At 68.1% G+C, this 23,525-nt stretch carries 18 protein-coding genes; 17 read left to right on the top strand and 1 reads right to left on the bottom strand.

The genetic code is table 11. The features are described 5' to 3' along the window. The first annotated feature begins 15 nt into the window (after positions 1-15). From JW876_09925 to JW876_09880, 10 genes are all read left to right on the top strand, one after another. On the top strand, positions 16-930 hold the full coding sequence (locus JW876_09925; GenBank protein MBN1885823.1) for an ATP-binding protein: 915 nt from the start codon (positions 16-18) through the stop codon (positions 928-930). Then, a complete protein-coding gene (locus tag JW876_09920; GenBank protein ID MBN1885822.1) occupies positions 927-1,862 on the top strand; it encodes an ATP-binding protein in 936 nt (311 codons plus the stop codon). The genes JW876_09925 and JW876_09920 overlap by 4 nt, the downstream gene beginning before the upstream one ends. Then, positions 1,862-3,139 (top strand): P-loop NTPase, encoded by a 1,278-nt coding sequence (locus tag JW876_09915; GenBank protein MBN1885821.1) that lies wholly within the window; start codon positions 1,862-1,864, stop codon positions 3,137-3,139. The genes JW876_09920 and JW876_09915 overlap by 1 nt, the downstream gene beginning before the upstream one ends. 173 nt (positions 3,140-3,312) lie before the next feature. After that, positions 3,313-3,549: a hypothetical protein gene (locus JW876_09910; protein MBN1885820.1), complete on the top strand. Its 237-nt coding sequence runs from the start codon at positions 3,313-3,315 to the stop codon at positions 3,547-3,549. A 101-nt stretch (positions 3,550-3,650) separates the two neighbouring features. Continuing rightward, complete coding sequence (locus tag JW876_09905) at positions 3,651-4,064, top strand: hypothetical protein (GenBank protein MBN1885819.1); 414 nt, start codon at positions 3,651-3,653, stop codon at positions 4,062-4,064. Positions 4,065-4,104: 40 nt separating this feature from the next. Continuing rightward, positions 4,105-5,031 (top strand): HNH endonuclease, encoded by a 927-nt coding sequence (locus JW876_09900; protein ID MBN1885818.1) that lies wholly within the window; start codon positions 4,105-4,107, stop codon positions 5,029-5,031. 32 nt (positions 5,032-5,063) lie between these two features. Further along, positions 5,064-5,732: a hypothetical protein gene (locus tag JW876_09895; protein ID MBN1885817.1), complete on the top strand. Its 669-nt coding sequence runs from the start codon at positions 5,064-5,066 to the stop codon at positions 5,730-5,732. Positions 5,733-5,817: 85 nt separating this feature from the next. Further along, entirely contained in the window at positions 5,818-6,276 is a 459-nt protein-coding gene (locus tag JW876_09890) for a hypothetical protein (GenBank protein MBN1885816.1), read from the top strand. 190 nt (positions 6,277-6,466) lie between these two features. Beyond that, the gene (locus JW876_09885; GenBank protein MBN1885815.1) at positions 6,467-7,144 is read left to right on the top strand and encodes a VWA domain-containing protein; all 678 of its coding nucleotides are present in this window, start codon (positions 6,467-6,469) and stop codon (positions 7,142-7,144) included. Between the two features lie 8 nt (positions 7,145-7,152). Then, positions 7,153-8,001, top strand: a complete 849-nt coding sequence (locus tag JW876_09880; protein ID MBN1885814.1) for a class I SAM-dependent methyltransferase — start codon at positions 7,153-7,155, stop codon at positions 7,999-8,001. A gap of 16 nt (positions 8,002-8,017) precedes the next feature. Here JW876_09880 and JW876_09875 read toward each other — a convergent pair whose 3' ends face one another. Next, a complete protein-coding gene (locus JW876_09875) occupies positions 8,018-12,892 on the bottom strand; it encodes a S8 family serine peptidase (GenBank protein ID MBN1885813.1) in 4,875 nt (1,624 codons plus the stop codon). A gap of 269 nt (positions 12,893-13,161) precedes the next feature. Here JW876_09875 and JW876_09870 point away from each other — a divergent pair, with 269 nt between their 5' ends. The 7 genes from JW876_09870 to JW876_09840 all read left to right on the top strand — a co-directional run. Next, positions 13,162-14,343 (top strand): glycosyltransferase family 4 protein, encoded by a 1,182-nt coding sequence (locus JW876_09870; protein MBN1885812.1) that lies wholly within the window; start codon positions 13,162-13,164, stop codon positions 14,341-14,343. Positions 14,344-14,374: 31 nt separating this feature from the next. Beyond that, entirely contained in the window at positions 14,375-14,674 is a 300-nt protein-coding gene (locus tag JW876_09865) for a hypothetical protein (GenBank protein ID MBN1885811.1), read from the top strand. Between the two features lie 79 nt (positions 14,675-14,753). Continuing rightward, a complete protein-coding gene (locus JW876_09860) occupies positions 14,754-15,362 on the top strand; it encodes a serine acetyltransferase (GenBank protein ID MBN1885810.1) in 609 nt (202 codons plus the stop codon). A gap of 172 nt (positions 15,363-15,534) precedes the next feature. After that, positions 15,535-15,918 carry an iron-sulfur cluster assembly scaffold protein gene (locus JW876_09855; GenBank protein MBN1885809.1) on the top strand — a complete coding sequence of 128 codons (384 nt, stop codon included), beginning with the start codon at positions 15,535-15,537 and terminating at the stop codon, positions 15,916-15,918. 137 nt (positions 15,919-16,055) lie between these two features. Further along, positions 16,056-17,297 carry an aminotransferase class I/II-fold pyridoxal phosphate-dependent enzyme gene (locus JW876_09850; protein ID MBN1885808.1) on the top strand — a complete coding sequence of 414 codons (1,242 nt, stop codon included), beginning with the start codon at positions 16,056-16,058 and terminating at the stop codon, positions 17,295-17,297. Further along, positions 17,266-17,901: a class I SAM-dependent methyltransferase gene (locus JW876_09845; GenBank protein ID MBN1885807.1), complete on the top strand. Its 636-nt coding sequence runs from the start codon at positions 17,266-17,268 to the stop codon at positions 17,899-17,901. The genes JW876_09850 and JW876_09845 overlap by 32 nt, the downstream gene beginning before the upstream one ends. Before the next feature lie 170 nt (positions 17,902-18,071). After that, positions 18,072-23,525: S8 family serine peptidase (locus JW876_09840; protein MBN1885806.1), on the top strand; the 5,454-nt coding region annotated here is incomplete at its 3' end.

Raw genomic sequence — 23,525 nt, 5'->3', positions numbered from 1 at the left:
GGAGACGGTGAGACGATGAGGATAGCAATCGCGAGCGGCAAGGGCGGAACGGGCAAGACGACGATCGCGACGAACCTCGCGGCGGTGGCCGCCGCGGCCGGGAGGCGGTCGACCTACGTCGACTGCGACGTCGAGGAGCCGAACGGCCACATCTTTCTCAAGCCGGAGATCGACCGGAGCGAGCCGGTGACGATGCTGATGCCCGTCGTCGACGAGGCGCTCTGCACCGCCTGCGGCGAGTGCGGGCGGATCTGCCGGTTCAAGGCGATCACCCTCATCCTCGATCGCGTCCTCACCTTCCACGAGCTCTGCCACGCGTGCGGAGGCTGCGCGCTCGTCTGCCCGGTGCGGGCGATCACGGAGCGGCCGCGCGAGGTCGGCGTCCTCGAGTCGGGCACGGCGCGGACCGCCGGCGGCGCCGAGGTGGGATTCCTCCACGGGACGCTGAACGTCAAGGAGGCGATGGCCCCGCCGGTGATCAGGGCCGTCAAGCGCGAGATCCCCGCGGACGGGCTCGTCATCGTCGACGCGCCGCCGGGGGCCTCGTGCTCGATGGTCGAGTCGGTGCGCGGCGCCGACCGGGTGATCCTCGTCACCGAGCCCACCCCCTTCGGGCTCAACGATCTTGCGATCGCCGTCGAAACGGTGCGCACGATGGGGTTCGAGCCGGGGGTCGTCGTGAACCGCGACGGCGCCGGCGACGACCGGGTGGACCGCTGGTGCGACGAGAAGGGCATCGGGATCCTCGCCCGCATTCCGGACGACCGGACGGTGGCCGAGGCCTATTCGCGGGGAGAGTTGCCCGTGGACGCCGTCCCGGGCTTCCGGGCGCGGATCGAGGCCCTGCTCGCGGTCCTGGACGAAACGGGATCGGCGCCGGGGGCCGCGCCCGGTGACGACCGGACGAGCGACGCGGAGGTGACGGAATGAAGGAACTCGTCGTGATCAGCGGCAAGGGCGGAACGGGCAAGACGAGCATCCTCGCGGCCTTCGCCGCGCTCGCCGATCGATGCGTGACCGCCGACTGCGACGTCGACGCGGCCGATCTCCATCTCGTCCTCGACCCCCGCGTGAAGCGGACGGAGAGCTTCAGCGGCGGAGTCGTCGCCAGGATCGATCCGGCGCGCTGCACGGGCTGCGGCAGGTGCGAGGAACTCTGCCGCTTCGATGCGGTATCGGCTCTCGGGGAAACGAACGCGGCAGCGGCAGGCGGCGGGACTCCGGGGGGGGCCGCCGCCGCAACCCGATACGCGATCGACGAGATCGCTTGCGAAGGCTGCGCGGTCTGTGCATATTTCTGCCCCGCGGAGGCCATCGATCTCGTGGAGGAGACAGCCGGCGACTGGTTCGTATCGGACGCGCGGTTCGGCCCGATGGTGCACGCGCGGCTCCGGCCCGGTGGGGAGAACTCGGGCAAGCTCGTCTCCCTCGTGAGGCGCGAGGCGCGGCGGATCGCCGACGAGGAGGGGATCGACATGGTCCTCGTGGACGGCTCGCCGGGGATCGGATGCCCGGTGATCGCCTCGATCACCGGCGCCGACTTCGTGCTCGTCGTGACCGAGCCGACCCTGTCGGGGATCCACGACCTCGGACGGGTGATCGAGCTGGCCCGGCACTTCGATGTGCCGGCGATGGTCGCCGTGAACAAGTACGACATCAACATGGACGCGGCCGCCGAGATCGAGGAGTTCGCCTCGAAAAACGGCGTGCCCGTCGCGGGGCGGATCCGCTACGATGCGGCCGTCACCGCGGCGCAGATCGCGGGCCGCAGCGTCGTCGAGATCGGCGACGGGCCGGCCGCCGAGGACGTCCGCCGCGTCTGGAACCGCGTGAAATACGTGATCGAACAGGAGGAACATTGATGGGTCCCGAAGATCCCAAGGTCGCCGCGCGGATGAAGAACATCCGGCACACGGTGCTCGTGCTCTCCGGCAAGGGCGGCGTGGGCAAGAGCACGGTCGCCGTCAATCTCGCCGTCGCGCTCGCCGCGGCGGGCAAGTCGGTCGGCATCCTCGACATCGATTTCCACGGACCGAGCGTGCCCAAGATGCTCGGCGTGGACGGGATGCCGCTGCACGTCGTCGACGAGAACACGATCCATCCCTTCGCCATCGGCGACAATTTCAAGATCATGTCGATCGGTTTCCTCCTGCGCGACCAGGACGACGCGGTGATCTGGCGCGGCCCGATGAAGTACGGGGTCATCAAGCAGTTCCTCGGCGACGTCGAGTGGGGCGAGCTGGATTTCCTCATCGTCGACTCGCCGCCGGGGACGGGGGACGAGCCCCTGTCGATCGCGCAGCTCATCCCCGAGGCCGACGGCGCCGTCATCGTCACGACGCCCCAGGACGTCTCCCTCATCGACGTCCGCAAGAGCATCAACTTCTGCCACCAGCTCGGCGTCCCCGTTCTCGGGGTGGTCGAGAACATGAGCGGGTTCACGTGTCCGCACTGCGGCGAGGTGACCGATATCTTCAAGCGCGGCGGCGGCGAACTGATGGCCGGCGACATGAAGGTGCCCTTCCTCGGCGCCGTGCCGATCGATCCGGGCATCGTCTCGGCGAGCGACGATGGCAAGCCCTACGTCACCACCTTCCCCGAGACGGAGACGGGCAAGCTGTTCGCGAAGATCGCCGCTCCCATCCTCGGGCTGCCCCCGAGGCCCGCGAGCGAGGCGACCGCTCCGGCGGCGGCCGCGAGCGGGTGCAGCGGGAATTGCTCGAGTTGCGCGAGCGACGGCGCCGCCGGGGCGGCGCCCGCGGCGGAGGAGAAGGAGAGCGGGGCGGACAGCGACGGCCTCTACAAGATCGCCATCCCTGTCGCCGAGGGGAAACTCTGCATGCACTTCGGCCACTGCGAGACCTTCGCCGTCGTCTCGGTCGATCGCGAGGCGAAGCAGGTGCACGGCGTCGAGTATCTCGATCCGCCGCCCCACGAGCCCGGCGTGCTGCCCGCATGGCTCCACGACCGGGGGATCCACTTCGTGATCGCCGGCGGGATGGGTTCGCGCGCCCAGGGACTCTTCCGCGAGCGGGGGATCAACCTGATCACCGGCGCCCCGGCCGGTACTCCCGAGGAGATCGCGAAGGCGTGGATGACCGGCGACCTCGAGATCGGCGACAACGTCTGCGACCACTGAGCGCGGAAAAACATGCGCGAATACACCGGCGCCGGCGGGCCTCACAAGGCCCGCCGGCGTTTTCATCGTTCCTGCTCCCCGGTTTTAATCTATCTCTGGCATGCTGAGCTTCCGACGTGCTATCCTCGTCTCGATAAATAGATACATATGTGTATACATTCGCTGGAGGCGGTGTGGATACACAGGTCATCGAACTGCTCGGTCGGAATCGCATCATTGATGAACTACTCCGCGCAGGCCTCGAAGTGGCATTACCTGAAAGAGACAGGGGAATCGATCCTGTCGCGTACGCCGACCTGGAATCGAAAGTGGATGCATTCGTCGCTCGGCCGATCCAGATGAAAGCGGCCTCGAGGCAGTTTGCTATGACTCCGGAACGCTGGTGGCAACGTGTGACGAAAGGAATTTGAGGCATATCCCCATAATGCCCTGGTAGTTGTCTGGATGCCATGTGAACTGCACGGTACGTGCCGCATCAGCCTGGAACGTTGGATTGCATTGGAGGCGATTGATGCGATGGAGATTCCGACCGATCGATTCACCTGTCGATTATGCAGGACCGGCGTCGTACAAGGTGCGTTTCATCATTGGTGATGAAGTTGCCACGATACAAAGATTCCTGCGCAAGGATCCGTCTGGTATCCTTCAGATCGGCGTGACAAAGAACGCGAAGAAACGCAGGCGGCAATTTGTCCGCGGTCTTGCCACGGGCTGGGGGCATTCAGAAGCCAATTTATTGCATATGCTTGAACGGCGTTCTTGCTTGCGGCGCAGGTTTTCCGGGGCCCGTTATGAGATCGCGTTCAAACCTTTCGCCACTCGTGAAGAGGCAGAAGCTGAGGAGGAGACGCTTATCAAGCGGTACCTGTTTCGCTTCGGTGAGGTGCCGCCGCTCAACAGCGCGATACCGAAAAAGTACAAGTAGCCAGGCTCATGCGATGGCGTGAAGAATACGGGGATAGGAAATGACAGAGCGATTAGACGACAAGAGAGTGAGAGCGGCGGTCTTTCAGTGGCTCCGCGATCAGGCCAGGACGCATGACGAGATTCTCCCCCGCAGCCTTCTCGCCCAGGGTTTCGAGTTCGACGGCAACCGGATTCCCGTTGTTGGGCCCCAGGGGATATTCAAGCCCCGGGTTCTTGAAGTTCCCCTCTCGATCACGACAACCGTTCACGGTCCGTACGACGACCGGCTTGGAAACGGTGGGCTGATCCTCTATCGATATCGGGGTTCGGACCCTCGTCACCGGGATAATGTCGGTCTCCGCACGGCAATGGCGAGAAACATCCCCTTGGTTTACTTTCATGCGGTGAGCCCGGGAAAATACATGGCTGTCTGGCCCGTATTCATAGTCGGAGACAATCCGGCTGCGCTGACATTCCAGGTGGCCGTGGACGATGCCGCTCATGCGGGGATCTTCAAACGATCCAGGAGTGAGGCAATGGTTGCCGAGGATATGGGACGCAGGCAGTACATCACCTCCACGGTGAAGCAACGTCTCCATCAGCGGGGATTCCGCGAGCGTGTGCTGACGGCATACCGGCAGCAGTGCGCGCTCTGCCGGCTCAGGCACGCTGAACTCCTCGATGCCGCCCACATCATCCCCGACGGGGAACCGGGGGGTGAACCGGTCGTCGTGAACGGCATAGCCCTCTGCAAACTCCACCACGCGGCATATGATAAATTCTTCCTCGGAATCGATCCCGACTATTTCATTCGGGTCCGGCGTGATATTTTGGAAGAAGAGGATGGTCCGATGCTGCTTCACGGGCTCAAGGGGATGGATGGAAACCGGATCATCCTTCCCCGGGCGGTCGATCGGCGGCCGAGCCGGGAGCGTCTGGAAATGCGGTTCGGCAGATTCAGGGAAGCCGAGCGCCGCGTGATCTGAATCATGTCGCGAATCGTTGCCGCAGCGGCTTCATGAAATCTGGGCTTCTGTTTGCCTCGGTGGAATCAATGGTTCGTTCTCGAAACAGGCACCCGATAATCTCGAATCTCTTCGTCGCTTCGATCAGCGTGCTGTTGACCCTGTATGTTCAGCGCTGGCTTGAGCCTCGTCCCGGGCTGGTCTATGCCGTCGCACCACGAGGATACGATACAATCATGCGGCCAGACAGCATCGGTTCTTTTCTCAGGAAACATCGGGACGATGACTGGTTGGCGGACGACGTTCGCGGCAACCCGACCTGGCCGAGGAATGAAAGAGGCGACAAGGTGACGATGTTGATGGTTCATTTGAACTCCGACAGCGTGAGAGGATACGCGTCCATATCCGCGTCCCGTGCCTTTCTCGATCAGCGTGTCGACAAGGTATGGGAGATCGACGTTCGCGTGCGTAACAACGGTGAACGGACGGCGGAGCGCGTCGAAGTCGCCTTCAGCAGGCCTCCGGCGCAATGGGAGATCACACCTGCCTTTCCTGGCACGTCATCCGTCGTCACCAGGGACAGCATGTTCGTCATCTCCGTTCCCGGCGTTGGCCCGAAAGAAAGCCTTTACATCGAGGCGATCTCAGTGAACGAACGTGAACCGGCAATCAAGTATGTTCGTTCCAGGGAAGGCCCCGCGAAAAAGGAAAGCTGGTTCTAGCGTGATAGAGCGCGCGAAATGCTCATCGCTGCTGCAGAGAAGCGATCGAGATGAATCCGCACAGGGAAAGGCAGGCAGGATCATCATGAAGCGACCCCGCGGCATCACCGTCATCGCCGTCGTCGACGCGTTCGCCGCCATGCTCACGATCGCCTTCTGGGTGCTCGTGTACGCACGGCTCTTCGCCCCCGGAGCCGCATCGCCCGGGGAAATGGACGCGGGCTCGGTGTCGGCGACCTTCGGATTCATGGTCGGCGATCTCGTGTGGGCGGCGCTCACCCTCGTCGTCGGCGCCGTCGGCCTCTGGCGGATGCGGGCGTGGGGCTGGCTCGCCGCGCAGATGGTCAACATCCTCTGGCTCTACTCCATGACGGTGATCTGGTGCCGTGACGCGCGCCTCGGCCTGGTCAGCCCCGGGGCCGTGCTCTTCTCGCCGTTCGTTCTCTTCTCCGTCTGGGCTATTCTTTATCTCTGGCGCGCCAAAAGCCTGTTCTGGTGGGGCGATTCGCCGGCGAGGACCTCCGGGTTGGCCGACCGCCGTTGACGCCGAATGCGCGATGCTCCCGATCGTGCTTGCAGTCTCGCCACCTTCGTGTTACATCTTCTGATGCGTAGTCCGGGCTGATGGACGGGATCCGTCATGCGCGGCGCACGCGAATCCGTATCACGCCATCTGTACATGTCTTGCAATCGTTTTCCGGCGCTCGCCGGGGACAGGGACGAAGGAGGCGTCGATGTACGGTAACCTTTCCAGATTCATTCTCGTTTCGGTCGCCTGCCTGGCGGTTGTCGGCTTTGCGCCGGCAAAGGTGTCGGCGTACGCCGATGTCGTGTTCGTGATAGACGAATCGAACAGCATCGACTCGGGGGAGTTCGCGGCCATGAAGCAGTACTGCCTCGACGTCGTCGCGGCGTTCGACTTCACCGGGCCGAGAGCGGCGCGCTTCGGCGCCTACGGTTTCGCCCTGTCGGAGCGGCTGATCGTCGCGTTGAATGCGGATTCCGCATCCGTCGTCGGGGCGCTTGCGAACATGGTCTGGTGCGGAGGCGACGGAACCTGCCTGTACTGCGGATTGCGCGGCGCGCGGAGTCAGTTGATGGTATACGGCAGGAGCGGATTTCCCGACATCGTCGTCGTGCTGACCGACGGCGAGCCCAACCGGCCGATCGACACGGCCAATGCGAAGCAGGCGGCCCAGCAGGAGATCGATGACCTCGTCGCCCTCGGCGCGACCGTCTTTCCGGTCGCCGTCGGTTCAAACTACGGGCTGGAGGAATACCTGGCAACGCTCGGTTCCCCGGTGCATACTCTGGGAAACCCCGGCGCACTCGTCGCGAACATCCTGGCGACGCCGGTCGCGGAGAACACGTGGTCCTCGCTGAAAATGCGGAGCAACTCACCGGACCGGTAGGGAGACGAATGGACCTGCGAGACATCATCGAACGCAAGATCCCCCCGGACCCGTGGGAGGAGGGGGAGAAGATCCCCTGGAACGATCCCGCGTTCAGCGAGCGGATCCTCGCGACCCACCTCTCGCAGGAGAGCGACTGGGCGAGCCGGCGCGAGGCGGTCGTCGACCGGCACGTCGACTGGATCGGGAAGCGCTTCCTCGATGGCCCGTCCAGCATCCTCGACCTCGCCTGCGGTCCCGGGCTCTACGCGCGGCGCCTCGCCGCGCGGGGCCACCGGTGTGTCGGGATCGATTTCGGTCCCGCCTCGATCCGCCACGCCCGCGAGGAGGCGGCCGCGGCGGGTCTCGAGATCGCCTACCATCTCGCCGATGTCCGCGAGGCGGAGTTCGGAGAGAATTTCGATCTCGTCATGATGGTCTTCGGGGAGTTCGGCGTCTTCCGCCGCGAGGAGGCCTTCGATATCCTTTGCCGCGCCCGGGCCGCCCTCGCGCCCGGCGGGCGCGTCCTCGTCGAGGTCGCCACCTGCGAGGAGATCGAGCGCCAGGGAAAGGAGCCGCCGTGGTGGCAGGCGCTCGAGCGCGGGCTCTTCTCCGACCGGCCGCATCTCTGGCTCGAGGAGCATTTCTGGCGGGAGGAAGCCGCGGCGACCGTGAGCCGCTGGCTCATCGTCGACGCCGAAAGCGGCGAGACGACCCGCTATGCCTCGACGACCCAGGCCTACCGGCCGGCCGAGCTCCGCGGGATGCTCGGGCGGGCCGGCTTCGAGAAGATCTCGTTCCACAAGGACATGGGGGAGAAGGAGACCGAGTTCGCCGGCAAGCTTCTCGCCGTCTCGGCCCGAAACCCCGGCCGCTGACAGGCGCCCCCGCCCCCTACCTGACGAGGATCAGCTTCCGCGTCTCGGTGCGTCCGCCGGCGCGCATGCGGCAGAAAAAGATCCCCGAGGACACCGGAGCACCCCGTCCGTTCACCCCGTCCCACATCACCGTGTGGATCCCCGCGTCGCGCTCGCCATCGACGAGCGTGGCCACGTGCCGGCCGTCCGGCGCGTAGACGTCGAGGCGCACGCGCGTCCTCTCGGGCAGTGCGAAGGTGATCGTCGTCGACGGGTTGAAGGGGTTGGGGAAGTTCTGGCGCAGCGCCGCGCGCCGGATCCCGGGGATCTCCCCCGCGTCGACCGGCGCGATGATCGAGAAGACGCTGTCGCTCACGTCGAAATAGGCGCGGTCGGACGGATAGTGGGCGATCACCATCACGCGGCAGCTGTCCGAGGAGAGGCCGGGGATCCGCCAGCTGAACGAGCCGTCGTTCGGCTCGCCCGCGACGACCGGGTAGAAGTGCTGGCCGTTGTCGCTCGAGAAGAGGATGTCGATCTCCTCCACGTCGCCGCTGTAGGCGGTCGTCCATGTGACATTGATGTCGTTCTTCTCCTGGTAGGACTCGCCGCCGTTCGGCCCGGTGACGAAGACGTGGGAGACCTCCATCGTCGCCGGCATGACGAAGGTGCTCATGTCGGGATCGTTCGTGTCGAGGATGAGGTACGACGTGTAGATGCTGTCCGTGAGGCCGGTGGAGGAGAAGAAGACCTCGATCTCCTCCTGCTGGCCGCCGAGGATCGTGCCGTCGGTGGGCGTCTCGAAGATCCACGGCACGTCGAAGAGGGTCACCGGCTCGCGCCCCGAGCCCGGCACGGGCGTCTGGCGGATCTCGGCGGCCGTCTCGCCGATCCCCTCGGTGATCGCGAAGGTGAGGTCGCGGACGCCGGAGTTGCCGAGCATGAACGTCGTCGACTTCGCCTCGTTCGGGAACATCGCCACGTGGAGCCGCGCGGGGAAAACCCAGAGGTTGGGCACGTCGTCCTCGATCGGCTCGGTGAGGTATGGCTCGTAATCGCAGACCGGGGAGAGGACATTGTCGGTGTAATCGAAGATGCCCATCGCGACGGTATCGGCGTTCGCCGTGCCCCACCAGTTCCCGGTCGCAGCGATGTGGCGCGAAGCGGGCGATTGGTAGTGCCCGAGGGACAGGTTGTAGCCGCCGTGCCCCCAGATGTCGTTGTTCTCGACGACGACCGTGGGTCCGTCCCAGGCGAGGGTGTCGAGCGACTCGAAGCGCAGCCCGTCGCCGGCGGCGTTCAGGATGTGGTTGTTCCGTATCGTGAGGTCGCTCGAAGCGGCGGTCGACGTCGACGCGCTGTGGACGCCGGTCGCGAAGCCGTTGATCATGTTTCCGGTGATGATGAGGTCGCTCGCCGCGTTCGCCTCGATCCCCGTGCCCATGCCGACGTAGCCGGTGCCCTGCGCGATCGAGTTGGACGTGATCCACCCGCTCGCTCCCGCGCCGCGCACGCCGCCGAGCGAGAAATCGAAGATGTCGTTGTTCTGCACGATCGTTCCGTCGCCGACGTTGTTCAGGTAGACGCCCCAGCCCGTGCAGTTGCCGATGAGCTCGTTGCCCTCGATGTAGGGGTGCCAGATGGCGCCGGCCGCGCCGATGCAGTAGACGCCATAGCCCGTCGCGTCGGTCCCCGTGCCGTCGAAGGAGTTGCCGGTGACGCGCGGCTGGGTGCCCGTCGTGCCGATGCCGTTGACGAGCACCCCAACGCGGAACCCCGAGATCGTGTTGCCGGTGAACATCGGCTGGCCGGCGCTGTACACGCAGTAGATCGCCGTCGCGTTCGCGCTGACGACCGGGGTCGTCCGGATCGTGCAGTCCTCGATCGTCGGGGCCGCGTACTCGCAGTAGATGCCGTAGACGTTGTTGTCCTTGCACTCGAGGATCGAGCAGCGGCGGATCACCGGGTCGCACGATGCCACGTAGATGGCGTAGTCGTCGTAGTAGGCCGTGTTGCCGCCGTAGCGGAACTCGCAGTGCTCGATGAGGTTGTCTCCGTTGGCGATGCGGAGATAGCCCCAGTCGCCCGGCACGCCGGCCGAGGGGCCGTCGCCGTTGCTGTCGCCGCCCGCCGTGTCGTCTCGCCAGGAGGTGAAGATGACCGGGTCGGCCGCCGTGGCGCCGAGCGCGAGGAGGCCGTTCAGGTAGAAGATCCTGTCGAGGCTCACCTTGATGACCAGGCCGGCGGGGACGGCGAGGGTGTCGCCGGCGTTCACGATGAAGTTGTCGATCAGGACGTAGGGCCAGCCGCGCCCCTCGATGTCGTTCCAGGCGAGGTTGCCGTCGGTGACCCCCTTCACGCCGATCGCGTGCATGCAGGTGCCGCTCACCGTGTTGCTCGCGTACGAGGGCCAGGCGCTTCCCACGTGGACGAAGGGGTAGCGCTCGCCGACGGTCGCCGTGTGCGAGATCGTGTTGCTCGTGATCGTCGGGCGGCACCGGTAGCTCTCGATGCCGTACGCGAACGAGGACACCTTGTTGCCCGTGACGACGACGTTCGCGCTCTCGTGGCAGTAGATGCCCCGCCCCGCGCCGCCGCCCGAGACGACGTTGGCCGAGAGAGTCGCCGCCGTGCCGAGCGAGCAGCCGATGCCGTTGCCATAGAGCGTGGCGATCGTGTCCGCCGAGATCTCGGGGGCGGTCGAGCCGGCGCAGCGGATGATGAAATCCGACCCGCCGTTCCAGAGGCAGGTGTCGTCGATCCGGTTGCCCAGGGCGACGGCGCCCGACGAGACGTCGTCGAGCTGGATGCCGCGGACGAAGGCGAAGGTGCCGGTGAACTCGATCCGGTTGAAGCGGATCCGTGGCGAGCCGCCCGTGGCGTGGATCGCCGTGACGTGCTTCGTCGGCGAGAGGCCCTCGGCCACGATCCGGTTGTGCTCGACGATCGGCGAGCCGCCCTCGCAATAGATCCAGTCGCCGTACTCGTATCCCGACTCGATACGGCAGTAGCGGATCACGGGGTCGCCGCCGGCAACGTAGAGGACGGCGTCGACGTCGTCGGTGCTGCCGCCGAAGTAAAACTCGCAGAACTGGATGACGTTCCCCGTGCCGACGATCCGGACCTGGCCCCAGTCGCCCGCCTCGCCCGCCGACGGGCCGTCGCCGTTCGTGTCGCCGCCGACCGCGTCGTCGCGCCAGGAGGTGAAGACGACCGGGACGGTCGAGGTGCCCTGCGGGAAAAGCACGCCCTCCACGACGATGCTCGCGCCGGCACCCACCTTGACGATCACGCCGGCCTCGATGGCGAGGGTGACGCCGGGATCGATCGTGAGGTCGCCCGTCACGAGGTAGACGATCCCCGAGTACCACGTCGTGTTCTCCGTGATGTGCCCGCTCGCCACGTTCTGCTCGAGCACGGCGGAGGCCGCGGCGGCGTCGACCAGGCCGGCGCCGAAATCGCTGTCCTTTCCGGGCGCGCCGAGGTCGATGGCCGTCGCCTGGAGGATCGAGTCGAGCCGGGCGGGCAGGAGGTTCGGGTCCTGCTGGAGGAGGAGCGCGGCGACGCCGGCCGTGAGTGGCGCGGCGTAGGATGTGCCGGACACGTCGTCGACGTACCCGCCACCGGGCGCCGTGGTCCGCAGGCTGTCGCCCGGCGCGGCGAGGTCGGGCTTGACGAGCCCCGGCGGATACGGGTGGTCGAGGTAGGGGGAGACGGTCTCCCAGCTCACCGGGCCCTCGCCGCTGCCGAGGGTGTCGGGGGCCGGATCCCAGATCGCGTCACTCTTCGTGACGGCGCCGATCGTGATGACGCCGCTTTCGTTGCCGGGGGCGGTGGGGGAGGGGACGTCGCCTGGCGTCGGGATGTTCGCCGGTACGGGAGCCGAGAGGTCGCCCCGTCCGTCGCCGGCCTCGGCGACGATCGTGGTGCCGAGAAGCGAGGCGGCGCGACAGGTCTCGCGCCAGCCGCGGCGGTCCGCCGCCGCGACGCCGAAGCTCATGTTGATGACATCGGCGCCGTTCTCGACGGCGTACTGGATCGCCTCGAAGCAGTCCATGTCGTCGATCGCGGAGAGATCCTCGAAGGCCTTGCAGATCATGATCCGGCTGCCCGGGGCGGCGCCGGTCGCCGAGCCGGCCGTGCCGTCGCCGGCGACGCAGCCGGCCACCCGTGTGCCATGGCCGTCGAAGTCGGCGATCTCTTCCGTGCGGCCGGCGAAGTCGTAGCCGTGAACATCGTCGACGTACCAGTTGCCGTCATCGTCGAGGCCGTTCCCCGGGATCTCGCCGGGGTTGGTCCAGAGACGCCCGGAGAGGTCGGGATGCGTCTCGTCGACGCCCGTGTCGAGGATGGCGACGACGACCCCCTCGCCGGTCAGCCCGGCCGCCCAGAGCCCCGTCACGCCGAGTCGCCCGAGGGCCCAGGAGGTGTCGTCGGCCATGGGGGCGTACAAACCGCCCCGGCCGTTCCGGGCCGCGGGGCCGGCCGCCGCGTTCGCGGCGGCCCGATCGGTGGAGACGACGCAATCGACGCCCGGCAGCAGGGCGATCCCGTCGACCGCCTCCGCCCGCACGTCGGCGACGACGGCGCCGGCGATCCAGAGCGGGCGCACGTTCCGGACCGAACCCGCCTCGACGAGGGGACGCAATTCGCCCACGAGCGCATCGAGTTCGGCGAGGACCGTTTCGCGATAGCGCGGAACGAGGAGTCGCCGGCCGGCGCGCCCGGTGATGGCGGCGATCTCGCGCTCGATGGCGCGGACGCCGGCACGGTCTGCATGGATCATGACGCTCGTGTACCCGTCGTTTGCCGCCTCGCCGGCCGCGCGCGCGCCCGGGGGGACGAGCGCGAGGACAGCGAAAAGCAGGGCGAAACGCACGATTCCCCCGCGCGAGGCGTTGATGCTGGTCACGGTATACCTTCCGTTCGATCGGTTCATCGGGTCCCCTGATATGACGTCGTTCCCGGGCGTGCCGCATGATTCCCCGTCGTTCCGTACACACGCCGGCGGCCGTCCGGTGAATACCTGACAATTGCAAACGGTATACCACCGCTCGGAGGATTGCCACGTCTTTTCCAGGCGCGGATTTCGCTGGCCTCGCGGGCGGCCGCCCGGGTATCGTGGGTGGTGTCGTCCGCCGGCGCCCGCAGGTCGTTTCTTCCGGTTTGGGAGACCGCGCCATGGCATCGTTCGTTTTCGCCACGCTGGGCACAACGGGGGCCCTCTACCGGTACTTCTCCCTGCTCGCAGGGGAGCTCGCCGCCCGCGGCCATCGCGCCGCGCTCCTTCTCGACGGGCGGCGACGGGATCTCGTCGCCCCGGCGGGAAACCCGGCGATTTTCTCCTGGCCCTCGGCGAGCCCGACGCGCCTCGCCGACGCGCGGTTTCTCCACCGCCTGATCCATGAGCGCCGCGTCGACTGCCTCGTGGGCAATTTCACCGCGGTGAACCTCTGCATGATCGTCGGCCGGCTGGATTGCGTGCCGGCGCGAGTGGCGTGGGGGCACACCCTCACAAGCCAGATACGGATGGATACCGCCGTCGCAGGGGTGAAGCGCCGGCTCCTCGATCTGCGGCGCCGGGCCGTGCTTTGCCTGGCGACGCGGATCGTCGCGAACAGCGCGGCGACACGCGAGGATCTCATGCGCTCGTACGGCGTCTCGCCGGCGAGAATCGAGGTCCTTCATTTCGTCCTGCCCGATCCGCTCGCGGGTTCCGCGCTCCCGCGGGGGCGCTCGATCGTGTACGCGGGGCGGCTCGCCCCGAGCAAGGGGGTGGACGTGCTCGTTCGCGCGATCCCGGACGTTGTCGCCGCGCACCCGGAGACGACGTTCGAAATCGCCGGAGACGGGCCGGAGCGGGCGGCTCTCGAACGGCTCGCCGATTCACTCGGCGTGCCGGGTGCATGCCGTTTCCACGGCGCCGTTTCGATCGATCGCGTCTACGAGCTCATGGCCGCCGCGGCCGTCCAGGTGTCGCCGAGCATCCACGAGGCCTTCGGGCTCGTCAATCTCGAGGCCCACGCCGTCGGCACCCCCGTCGTCGCCTCGGACACGGGCGGGATCCCCGCGGTCGTCGCGGACGGCGAGACGGGGCTCCTCGTGCCCCCGGGCGATCCGGCCGCCCTCGCGGCTGCGGTGAACCGCCTCCTCGGGGACGACGCCCTCCGCGAACAAATGGGCCGGGCGGCCCGCAGGCGGTACGAGGAGCGTTTCGGCCCCGATCGCATCGGCCGGCACGCCGATCTCTTCGAGGGATTCCTCCGCAACCCGCGGGAGACCGGCGCGGAGACGAGCGGCGAGCGGCAAACCGGCGCGGAGACACCCGCCGGCCCAGGCGACGGGCACGGCGGGCACGAATGATGCAAGCGATTCCGGGGGAAAGGAGTACGCCATGCATCCAGGACTGATCGGCGGGATCGCGGGCGCCGCGATCGGCCTCGCCGGCGGCGTCGTCGGCACCTGCTGCAGCATCCGGAACACCGGGGGCCCCCGCGAGCGGGCCTTCGTCATCCGCGCGAGCGCCGTGCTGTGGATCGCCGGCCTCCTCTTCCTCGCCGCGCTCCTCCTGCTGCCCTCGCCCTGGCGGTTTCTCGTGTGGATCCCCTGGGCGATCGCTTTCCCCCTCGGCCTCGCGAGGTGGAACCGCGTTCAGCGGCGGATCCGCGAAAAGGAGTCGCCGGGCGCCTGTTGACGGGCCGCGCCAGGCGCGTGCTATACTGCCCCGGGGCGGCCGCCGCGCCGGCGCCCGCCGTTACCGCAGGGGAGATCGAATGCCCGGATTCCTCGCGGCGATCCTGTCGCTGCCGCATCTCGCGCTTTACCGCACCTCGCGGGCCCGCGCCGCGATCGACCGCGACGTCACCCGCTGGCTCGACGTGATCGAGGGCCCGGACCGCGGAACGGTCCCGGCCGCCCGGGCGCTGCCCCGGCTCCTCGCCCGCCACCGGGCCTTCCGCAACCTCCTCTACTACCGGCTCCTGATGGAGCATCGCCCGCTCCGGCGGCCGCTCGTCGCGATCGCGCGTCTCTTCTGGCGACCGGAGCCGACCCTGCATCTCGTCTGCCCCGAGATCGGCCCCGGATTCTTCATCCAGCACGGCTTCGCCACGATCGTCGCCGCGCGCCGGATGGGGGCCGACTGCTGGGTCAACCAGCAGGTGACGATCGGCTACACGAGCGCGACCGACACGCCGACGATCGGCGACCGGGTGAAGATCACGGCGGGGGCGAAGGTGCTCGGCGGCATCACCGTGGGCGACGACGTCGTGGTCGGGGCGAACGCCGTCGTCCTCCGCGACGTCCCCCCCGGCTGCACCGTCGCCGGCGTGCCGGCCCGCATCGTCCGCCGCGGCGGCGAGCGGGTAAACGAACCCCTCTGATCCGCCTCGCGGGCACGGGCCGACCCGCAGCCGCGCCCTCGGTCATGCCCCCTCCGCGTTCAGGTTCGCCCGCGTCCCGCCCGCGACCCGCCGCCGCGCCCGCACGCCACCGGCGACCAGCCGCTTCCCGCGCTGGCAATCCGCGCCGCGATCTGCTATCATGCACTCCGCCATGGAGATCGTGAACGCTGCATTCTTCGACCATTTCATCAATCCGCGGAACGTCGGCGAGATCGACGACCCCGACGGCGTCGGCCTGTGCGGCGACGAATCCTGCGGGGACTGGCTGCGCGTGACGATCCGCGTCGAGGCGGGCGCGATCGCCGGCATCCGTTTCCGATGCCGGGGCTGCTCCTCGGCGATCGCCACCTCGAGCGCGATGACCGAACTGGCCGAGGGACGCTCCCTCGACGAGGCGTACGCGGTCACCGCCGACGAGATCGAGGAGGCGGTCGGCGGGCTCGACGAGGAGAAGCGGCACTGCTCGCTCCTCGGCGAGGGGGCGCTCAGGGCCGCCATCGACGATTGCCGACGCCGGCAATCAGGCATTTCTTAAAATTTTTGCAATAATGTGTCGTTCCGTTTGGCCGTGGGCGATGGTTTACGTTATATTAGTACCGCTGTTTTCCGGGCGATCGATACACGTTGGCAACGGCATGTCGTACTGCCGGACGATATGAAAGGAGTCGAGTCATGGACGACGTTCGAATGCGTCACCAGGACACCAAATGCGTGCACGGGAGTGACCTTCACGACGAGCGCGGAGCCGTCGTAACCCCCATCTACCAGACCTCCACCTTCAAGTTCAGGGATGTCGACCACGGCGCCGCTCTTTTCGCCGGGACCGAGCAGGGGTACATCTACACCCGTGTCGGCAACCCGACGATCGAGGGCTGCGAGAAGGCCGTCGCCGTGCTCGAGAACGGGTTCATGGGGCTCGGCTGCGCCTCCGGGATGGCCGCCTGCCACCTCGTCTTCGCCACCTTCCTCGGCAAGGGCGACCACGTGATCTGCAGCGAGGCGGTCTACGGGCCGGTCACCGCGCTGCTCGGCTCGGTGATGAGCACGTTCGGCGTCGAGGCCGATTTCGTCGACACGAGCGACCTCGCCGCGATCAAGGCCGCGATCAAGAAGAACACGAAGCTCATCCACATCGAGACGCCCTGCAACCCGACGATGGTCGTCTCCGACATCGCCGCGATCGCCGAGCTCGTTCACAAGCACGGCGCGCGGCTCTGCGTGGACAACACCTTCATGAGCCCGATCCTGCAGAAGCCCCTCGATCTCGGGGCCGACATCGTCCTGCACTCGATGACGAAGTTCCTCAACGGCCACGCCGACGTCGTCGCAGGCATGGTCGTGGCGAAGACCGAGGAGGATTTCTGCACGCTGCGCGACACGCACATCAAGATCGGCGGCTGCATGGATCCCTTCAACGCCTTCCTCGTCGCCCGCGGGATCAAGACCCTCGCCATCCGGGTGGAGCGCCACTGCGCCAGCGCGATGAAAATCGCCGAGTTCCTCGACGACCACCCGAAGGTCGAGCGCGTCATGTACCCCGGCCTGCCCGATCACCCGCAGTACGAGACGCACAAGAAGCAGGCCTCGGGCCCCGGCGGGCTGATCTCCTTCGAACTGAAGGGCGGTCTCGAGGCGGGCAAGGTCCTGATGAACAACGTCAAGCTCTGCACGCTGGCCGTGAGCCTCGGCGGCGTCGAGTCGCTCGTGCAGCACCCGGCCTCGATGACCCACTCGGGCATGAGCCCCGAGGCGCGCGCCACGGCGGGGATCACCGACGGGCTCGTGCGTATCTCCGTGGGGATCGAGGATGTCGACGAGATCATCGCCGACCTCGATCAGGGGATGGCGCTCATCGGCTCGTCCTCAACGGCGGAGACCTCCGATGCTCTGGAGACCGAGCGCACCGACGCCTGAAGAGATCGCCGACAGGCGGAAACACCACGGCGAACGGCTCGCCGTCTACCGCGACGAGGGGCATGACCGCGAGGCGGCGATGCGGTTCGTCGTGGATTCGGCGGGGCAGATCCGTCCGCCCGTCCTCGACGTGGGGACGGGGCAGGGCCTCGTCGCGATGGAGCTGGCCCGGCGCGGCCTGCCCGTGGCGAGCGTCGACGTGGAGGAGGAGTATCTCCGGGTCGCCCATCTCAACGCGGTCGCAGCCGGGCTCGACCACTTCATCGAGTTCCATCTCTACGAGGGAGGCGCGCTGCCCTTCGAGGACGGCTCCTTCGGCCTCGTTACCGCGGTCAACGTTCTCCATCACCTCGAGACCCCCGAGGGGATCATCCGCGAGGCGGCGCGCGTGCTGTTCCCCGGCGGGAAGCTCCTTCTCGCCGAGTTCACCGAGGAGGGCTTCGAGATCCTCGAGCGGATCCATCGGCGGGAGGGGCGCGGACACCCGCGGCTCAGCTGCGCCGAGATGGACGGGATCGCCCGTTTCATGTCGACGGTGAACCTCCGGTGCGACGAGCGGGACAGCCGCTTCCAGGAATACGTGATGCTGGCCGTCAAGTACTAGACGGCCGACTGCCCGATACGAGATCGTTCACGGCCCCGTCCACCCGGACGGGGCCGTTTTTCACGCGCGCCGGCTGTGTCATCGTACCGGTTCCGGCGGTCTGAACATGTACCGGCCGTTTCCGTTACGCGGGGGCCGCACAGACGACAACCATGCGCAAAGGAGCACGCGTGAGACGATCCATCATCTGCGCCGGTCTGGCGGCTGCGATCCTCGCTCTCCCGGTTGGCATGCGCGGCGACGAAAACCGGCTGCGGCAACTCTCCCGCGATCTCCTCGAGCAGAGCAGGGGCGCGCGCGAGACGGCGCTCCGCGCCGCAAGCTCGCGCGGGCTCGCCGTCGCCGGCGTCGATGCGGGCGGGCGGGAGTTCTCGCTCCAGGCGCTCGGCCCCGGCGAGATCCCCGTCTACTACATCACCGAGAACGTCGACGCGGCGGCCACGACGCGCACCGACGAGGTGCACGGCGCGATCGGGGGCGGCACGGGATTCGTCTTCGGGATCTGGGACGCCGGCAAGATCGGCATCACCCACGAGGATTTCCGGCGCCCCGATTTGTCGACGCGGGTCTCCTGGGAGGACGCGGGCAACCCGGACATCAGCATCCATTCGACGCACGTCGCCGGCACGCTCATCGGCGACGGCTCGAGCAACGCCCTCGCCCTGGGGATGGCCTGGGACGCCGAGCTCGCCGCGTACTGCAACGACGACGACATCGCCGAGATGGCCGCCGAGGCGGCCGGCGGCATGGTCCTCTCCAACCATTCCTACGGGCACATCCAGGGCTGGTACTACGGCGACCTGCACGACGACGGCGTCACCGAGTACAACTGGTACTGGTACGGCAACACGCTCGTTTCGGGGGTCGAGGACTACCGCTTCGGCTCCTACAGCGACATCTCCGCGCAGGTGGACAGCATCGCCGGCGAGGCCCCGGACTATCTCATGGTCTGCTCTGCCGGCAACCACCGCTGGGAGAACGTCCCCTACCCGGGATGCCTCCACTACGTGTGGAACCAGGGGCTCGGCTACTGGCAGTGGAGTTCGGCGACGCGCGAGATGGACGGCGGGATCGACGGGTACGACTGTCTCGGCGACGGCTGGAAGACGGCGAAGAACGGCCTCACCGTGGGGATGGTCGCCGACCTCGAGGAATACACCGGGCCGGGATCGGTCTCCATGATGGACTACTCCTCCTGGGGGCCGACCGACGACGGGCGGATCAAGCCCGACCTCGTCGGCAACGGCGACGACGTCTACTCGGCGATCGGGCTCCACGACGGGCACGACCGCCTCACCGGCACGTCGATGGCCTCGGCAAACGTCGCCGGCTCGCTCGCCCTCCTCGAGGACTGGTACGTCGACAACCACGGCGGCCCGATGCGGGCGGCGACCCTGAAGGCGCTCGCCCTCTGCACGGCCCGCGAGGCGGGGACGTACGACGGCCCCGACTACCGGTTCGGCTGGGGGCTCTTCGACGCGAAGGCCGCGTACGATCTCCTCCTGGCGGACCTCGACGGGGGCCGGGGGATCGTCCGCGAACTGACCCTCGACGAGGGGACCCCGATCGTCATGCATTACCGGGCGACCGCGGCGCAGCCGCGCGCGACGATCTGCTGGAACGACCCGCCCGGCTCGCCGACCGGCATCGCACTGAATCCGACCGTCCCGCAGCTCGTCAACGACGTCGAGCTGATGCTCGAGCGCGGCGGCGCGTTCCACTACCCGTGGATCCTCGATCCGTTCAATCCCGACGCCGGGGCCCTGCGGGCCGCGAACCACCGGGACAACGTCGAACGGGTGGACGTCGACGGCGCGGGCATCGGCGACCGCTACGCCCTGTGGATCTGGAACAACGGCCTCCTCGCGGGCGGTTCGCAGGACGTCTCGCTCGTCGTCTCCGGGCTCGCCCTCGTCACGACGTGGTTCGTCGACGACGACGGCGGCGCGGACTTCGAGACGATCCAGGGGGCGCTGAACGTCGCCGCGGCGGGCGACACGATCGTCGTCATGCCCGGTTTCTACGACGAGCACGACCTCGTCGTCGACAGGTCGCTCGTCGTCACGGCCCCCGGCGGCCCCGGCGAGACGTCGGTCGACGCGGGCGGGCTCGGGCGCTGCTTCCGCGTGGAGAGCGAGGCGGACGCCGTGACGATCGAGGGCTTCACCTTGACCGGCGGCTCGGCCGACGGCGCGGGCGAGGCCGGCTACGGCGGCGCCCTCTTCTGCGCGAGCCCCTCGGCACGGATCGCCGACTGCCGGATCCTCTCCTGCGAGGCGGCCCTGCGGGGCGGCGGCCTCTATCTCGCCGGCGGCGCCTCCGAGATCGATGCCTGCACGATCGAGGATTGCCGCTCGGCCGCCGGCGGCGGCATCTACGCGTACTACGGCGCGCCGCACATCCACGACGCGGCGATCGCCGGCTGCGCAGCCGGGAGCGTCGGCGGCGGTCTCTGCCTCTACCACGCCGGGGCGGACATCGAATACGTCCTGCTCGACGCCGACAGCGCCGCCGCCTCCGGCGGAGGGATCGCCGTCTACGGCGCGAGCCCCGGCATCTCGCGGTGCACGATCGTCTCCTGCCACGCCCCGAACGGCGGCGGCATCTTCGCCGGGACCGACGCCTACCCTGCCGTCGCCAACGCGATCGTCGCCCTGTCCACGGCGGGGGAGGGGATCTGCGGCGCGGCCGGCGTCTCCGGCGCGACCGTCTCCTGCTCGGACGTCTGGGGGAACGCCGGCGGCGGCTACGGCGGGAGCGTCACGGACCGCACCGGCATCGACGGGAACATCGCCGCCGATCCGCTCTTCTGCGACGCCGCCGGCGGCAACCTCGGCCTGCAGGGGATCTCTCCCTGTCTCCCGGCGAACAACGCGTGCGGCGAGCTGATGGGCCTGTTCGGGCAGGCCTGCCATTCGCGGAGCCTCTGGTACGTGACGGTTGCCGGCACGGGTGACGCGCCGACGATCCAGGCGGCGATCGACTCCGCCTTCGCCGGCGACACCGTCCTGGTGGCGGCGGGCACGTACACGGGCGCCGGCAACCGCGACGTCGAGTTCCGCGGCAAGGGGCTCCTCGTTCTCTCCGAGAGCGGCCGCGATCTCACGATCGTCGACTGCGAGAGCGCGCCAGGAGACAACCACGCCGGGTTCCTCTTCGTCGCCGGCGAGGACAGCGCGTCGGTCCTCGACGGCTTCACCGTCACCCGCGCCTCTCTCGCCGGCGTTCGCGGCGACGGGGCGAGTCCCGTCGTACGACACTGCCGCTTCGTCGACAACGACGAGACGGACTATTTCGGCCCCGGCGGCGGGATGCGCTTCGAATGGGGAAGCCCCGCCGTCCGCTGGTGCGTTGTCGAGGACAACGAGTGCAACTCGGGCGCGGGAGGGATCTCGGCCGTGAACGCCGAGCTCCTCCTCGAGCACTGCACGATCGAAGCAAACACCGGCGCGGATTGGGGAGGCGTCGGCCTCGCGGGCGGCGCCGCGCGGGAATCGACGATCCGCGACTGCACGCTCGCCGAAAACGCCGGCGGCGTCTGGGGGGGCGGCGTCTTCGCCGGGACCGACCATCACCTGGTCGTGGAGGACTCGCGGATCACGGGCAATCATGCAGAACTCGGCGGCGGCGGCGTGATGGCCGGCGGCGGGCTCGCGATCTCGAACACGGTCGTCGCCGGGAACGCCGTCGCCCTCGAGGGCACCTCGTGGGGGGGCGGCCTGCGCGTCTCCGGCGCCTCGACGATCTCGAACTGCACGATCGTTTCAAACGAGTCCGCCTTCGCCGGGAGCGGGATCCACATCGGGCCGGTCGGCACGGACGATCCGGTCGTCGTCGAGAAGACGATCGTCGCCTTCAACGGCGGGGGCGGCTGCGGGATCTGCGTCGACGGCGAGGTCGGCGGCTGGGACGTCACGGTCGCCTGCTCCGACGTCTTCGGCAATGCCGGCGGGGAGTACGCCGGCGATCTCGAGGACCAGACCGGGCTGGACGACAATTTCTCCGAGGCCCCCCTCTTCTGCGACACCCTCGCCGGCGACTTTCACCTCTTCGACGATTCCCCGTGCGCGCCGGCCCACGCCCCCTGCGGCGAGCTCGTCGGCGCCCTCGCCGTCGACTGCGAGGAGGCGCCGGATCTCGTCGTCACCGCCCTCTTCGCGGACGGGACGCACCTCGATCCGGGCGAGGAGATCCTCTTCACCGTGACGGTGCGGAACGACGGCATCGGCGCGGCCGACACCTTCGCGATCGGGTTCTACCGCGATCGCTCGACGGCGCCCATGATCCGATCCACCGCGACCCTCGACACGCTCGTCGCGGGGCTCGCCGCCGGCGATTCGGTCACCTGGACGGCGGGGCCGATGACGAGCGCCGACTTCGGCGTCTGGGAGAGCTGGTTTCTCGCCGACGCAAACGGAGCGGTGCGCGAGGGCGACGAGGAGAACAACGCGGCCGGCCCCGTGACGGTCACCTGGGGCGTGCCGGGCGAACCCGGCTGGCCCGCGGCGGGGTTCGCCCCGGTTCGCACGGCGCCGGCCCTGGCGAACATCGACGACGATCCGGCGACCCTCGAGACGATCGTCGGCGACGACGGCGGGCTCCTGCACGCCATCCGCGCCGATGGCGGTCCCCTCTCGGGCTGGCCCGTCTCGCTCGGCGACTCGATCGTCGCCGCCCCGGCCGTGGGGAACGTCGTCGGCGACTGGCGCCCCGAGGTGGTCGTCGGCACGGTGGACGGCTTTCTCCACCTGGTGGAGAGCGACGGGACCGTCGTCCGGTACATCAAGACGTACATCCGGATCGGCAACGCCGTGACGCTCGCCGACCTCGACGACGACGGCCTGTGCGAGATCATTCTCCCCCAGTACGAGGAGGGCGGCGAATGCCGCCTCCGCGTGTTCAAGGGAAGCGGGGAGGAATGGACCGCGGGCTGGACGGAGCCGGTGTACAAGGTCAACGGCGGCATCACCGAGGCGGCCGTCGGCGACGTCGACAACGACGGCGACCTCGAGATCGCCGTCGTGACGTGGGGGTACACGTCGCCGGGCATCCATTCGCGGCTCGACCTGCTGAGCCACGACGGCTCGGTCTACGGCGCCGGGTGGCCGGCGACGATCGACACGGTCGTCGTCGCGCCGCCGGTCATCGGAGAGATCTCGGCAGCGGCCGCGGGGCTCGAAATCGTCGTCGGCGCGCTGAGCGGCGAGGTCTTCGCCGTCGATCCCTCGGGGGCGTTCGTCTGGCCCACGGCCCCGCGGGTGCCGGGGATGATCGAGACCTCCCCGATCATGGTCCAGGGGGACAAGGATGAACAGCAGGAGGTCGCCGTCACGTCCTCCTGGTGGCAGTCCGCGCCACCATTCGGATACTGGACCGGCCGGGTCAGCCTCGTCGACGACGACGGCTCGGTCCCGCCCGGCATGCAGGTCTCGGTCGGATCGTGGTCGCTGGCGAGCGGTCCGGTGCCCTCGCCGATCTCCTTCGACGAATCCTTCTCGGCGGCGGGACCGAGGTATCGCGTCTATTCGTGGTGGTTCCGCAACGGGGACGGTCTCGAGGCCTTCCCGCTCTCGATGGCGGGAAACATCCGCGCCGCCATGGCCGCCGGGGACATCGACGGCGAC

The organism is Candidatus Krumholzibacteriota bacterium (genome assembly GCA_016931295.1).
In the GTDB taxonomy this organism is placed as follows: Bacteria; Krumholzibacteriota; Krumholzibacteriia; order Krumholzibacteriales; family Krumholzibacteriaceae; genus JAFGEZ01.
Note: the sequence above shows the minus strand (reverse complement) of the source record. Positions and strands in the feature narration are given on the sequence as shown.

What these genes read in the sequence shown, in the direction of transcription:
- JW876_09895 (MBN1885817.1), top strand. Translation starts at nt 5,064, where the DNA reads ATGAAATCTGGGCTTCTGTTTGCCTCGGTGGAATCAATGGTTCGTTCT.
- JW876_09920 (MBN1885822.1), top strand. Translation starts at nt 927, where the DNA reads ATGAAGGAACTCGTCGTGATCAGCGGCAAGGGCGGAACGGGCAAGACG.
- JW876_09885 (MBN1885815.1), top strand. Translation starts at nt 6,467, where the DNA reads ATGTACGGTAACCTTTCCAGATTCATTCTCGTTTCGGTCGCCTGCCTG.
- JW876_09850 (MBN1885808.1), top strand. Translation starts at nt 16,056, where the DNA reads ATGGACGACGTTCGAATGCGTCACCAGGACACCAAATGCGTGCACGGG.
- JW876_09925 (MBN1885823.1), top strand. Translation starts at nt 16, where the DNA reads ATGAGGATAGCAATCGCGAGCGGCAAGGGCGGAACGGGCAAGACGACG.
- JW876_09865 (MBN1885811.1), top strand. Translation starts at nt 14,375, where the DNA reads ATGCATCCAGGACTGATCGGCGGGATCGCGGGCGCCGCGATCGGCCTC.
- JW876_09915 (MBN1885821.1), top strand. Translation starts at nt 1,862, where the DNA reads ATGGGTCCCGAAGATCCCAAGGTCGCCGCGCGGATGAAGAACATCCGG.
- JW876_09870 (MBN1885812.1), top strand. Translation starts at nt 13,162, where the DNA reads ATGGCATCGTTCGTTTTCGCCACGCTGGGCACAACGGGGGCCCTCTAC.
- JW876_09900 (MBN1885818.1), top strand. Translation starts at nt 4,105, where the DNA reads ATGACAGAGCGATTAGACGACAAGAGAGTGAGAGCGGCGGTCTTTCAG.
- JW876_09905 (MBN1885819.1), top strand. Translation starts at nt 3,651, where the DNA reads ATGCGATGGAGATTCCGACCGATCGATTCACCTGTCGATTATGCAGGA.
- JW876_09880 (MBN1885814.1), top strand. Translation starts at nt 7,153, where the DNA reads ATGGACCTGCGAGACATCATCGAACGCAAGATCCCCCCGGACCCGTGG.
- JW876_09860 (MBN1885810.1), top strand. Translation starts at nt 14,754, where the DNA reads ATGCCCGGATTCCTCGCGGCGATCCTGTCGCTGCCGCATCTCGCGCTT.
- JW876_09845 (MBN1885807.1), top strand. Translation starts at nt 17,266, where the DNA reads ATGCTCTGGAGACCGAGCGCACCGACGCCTGAAGAGATCGCCGACAGG.
- JW876_09855 (MBN1885809.1), top strand. Translation starts at nt 15,535, where the DNA reads ATGGAGATCGTGAACGCTGCATTCTTCGACCATTTCATCAATCCGCGG.
- JW876_09890 (MBN1885816.1), top strand. Translation starts at nt 5,818, where the DNA reads ATGAAGCGACCCCGCGGCATCACCGTCATCGCCGTCGTCGACGCGTTC.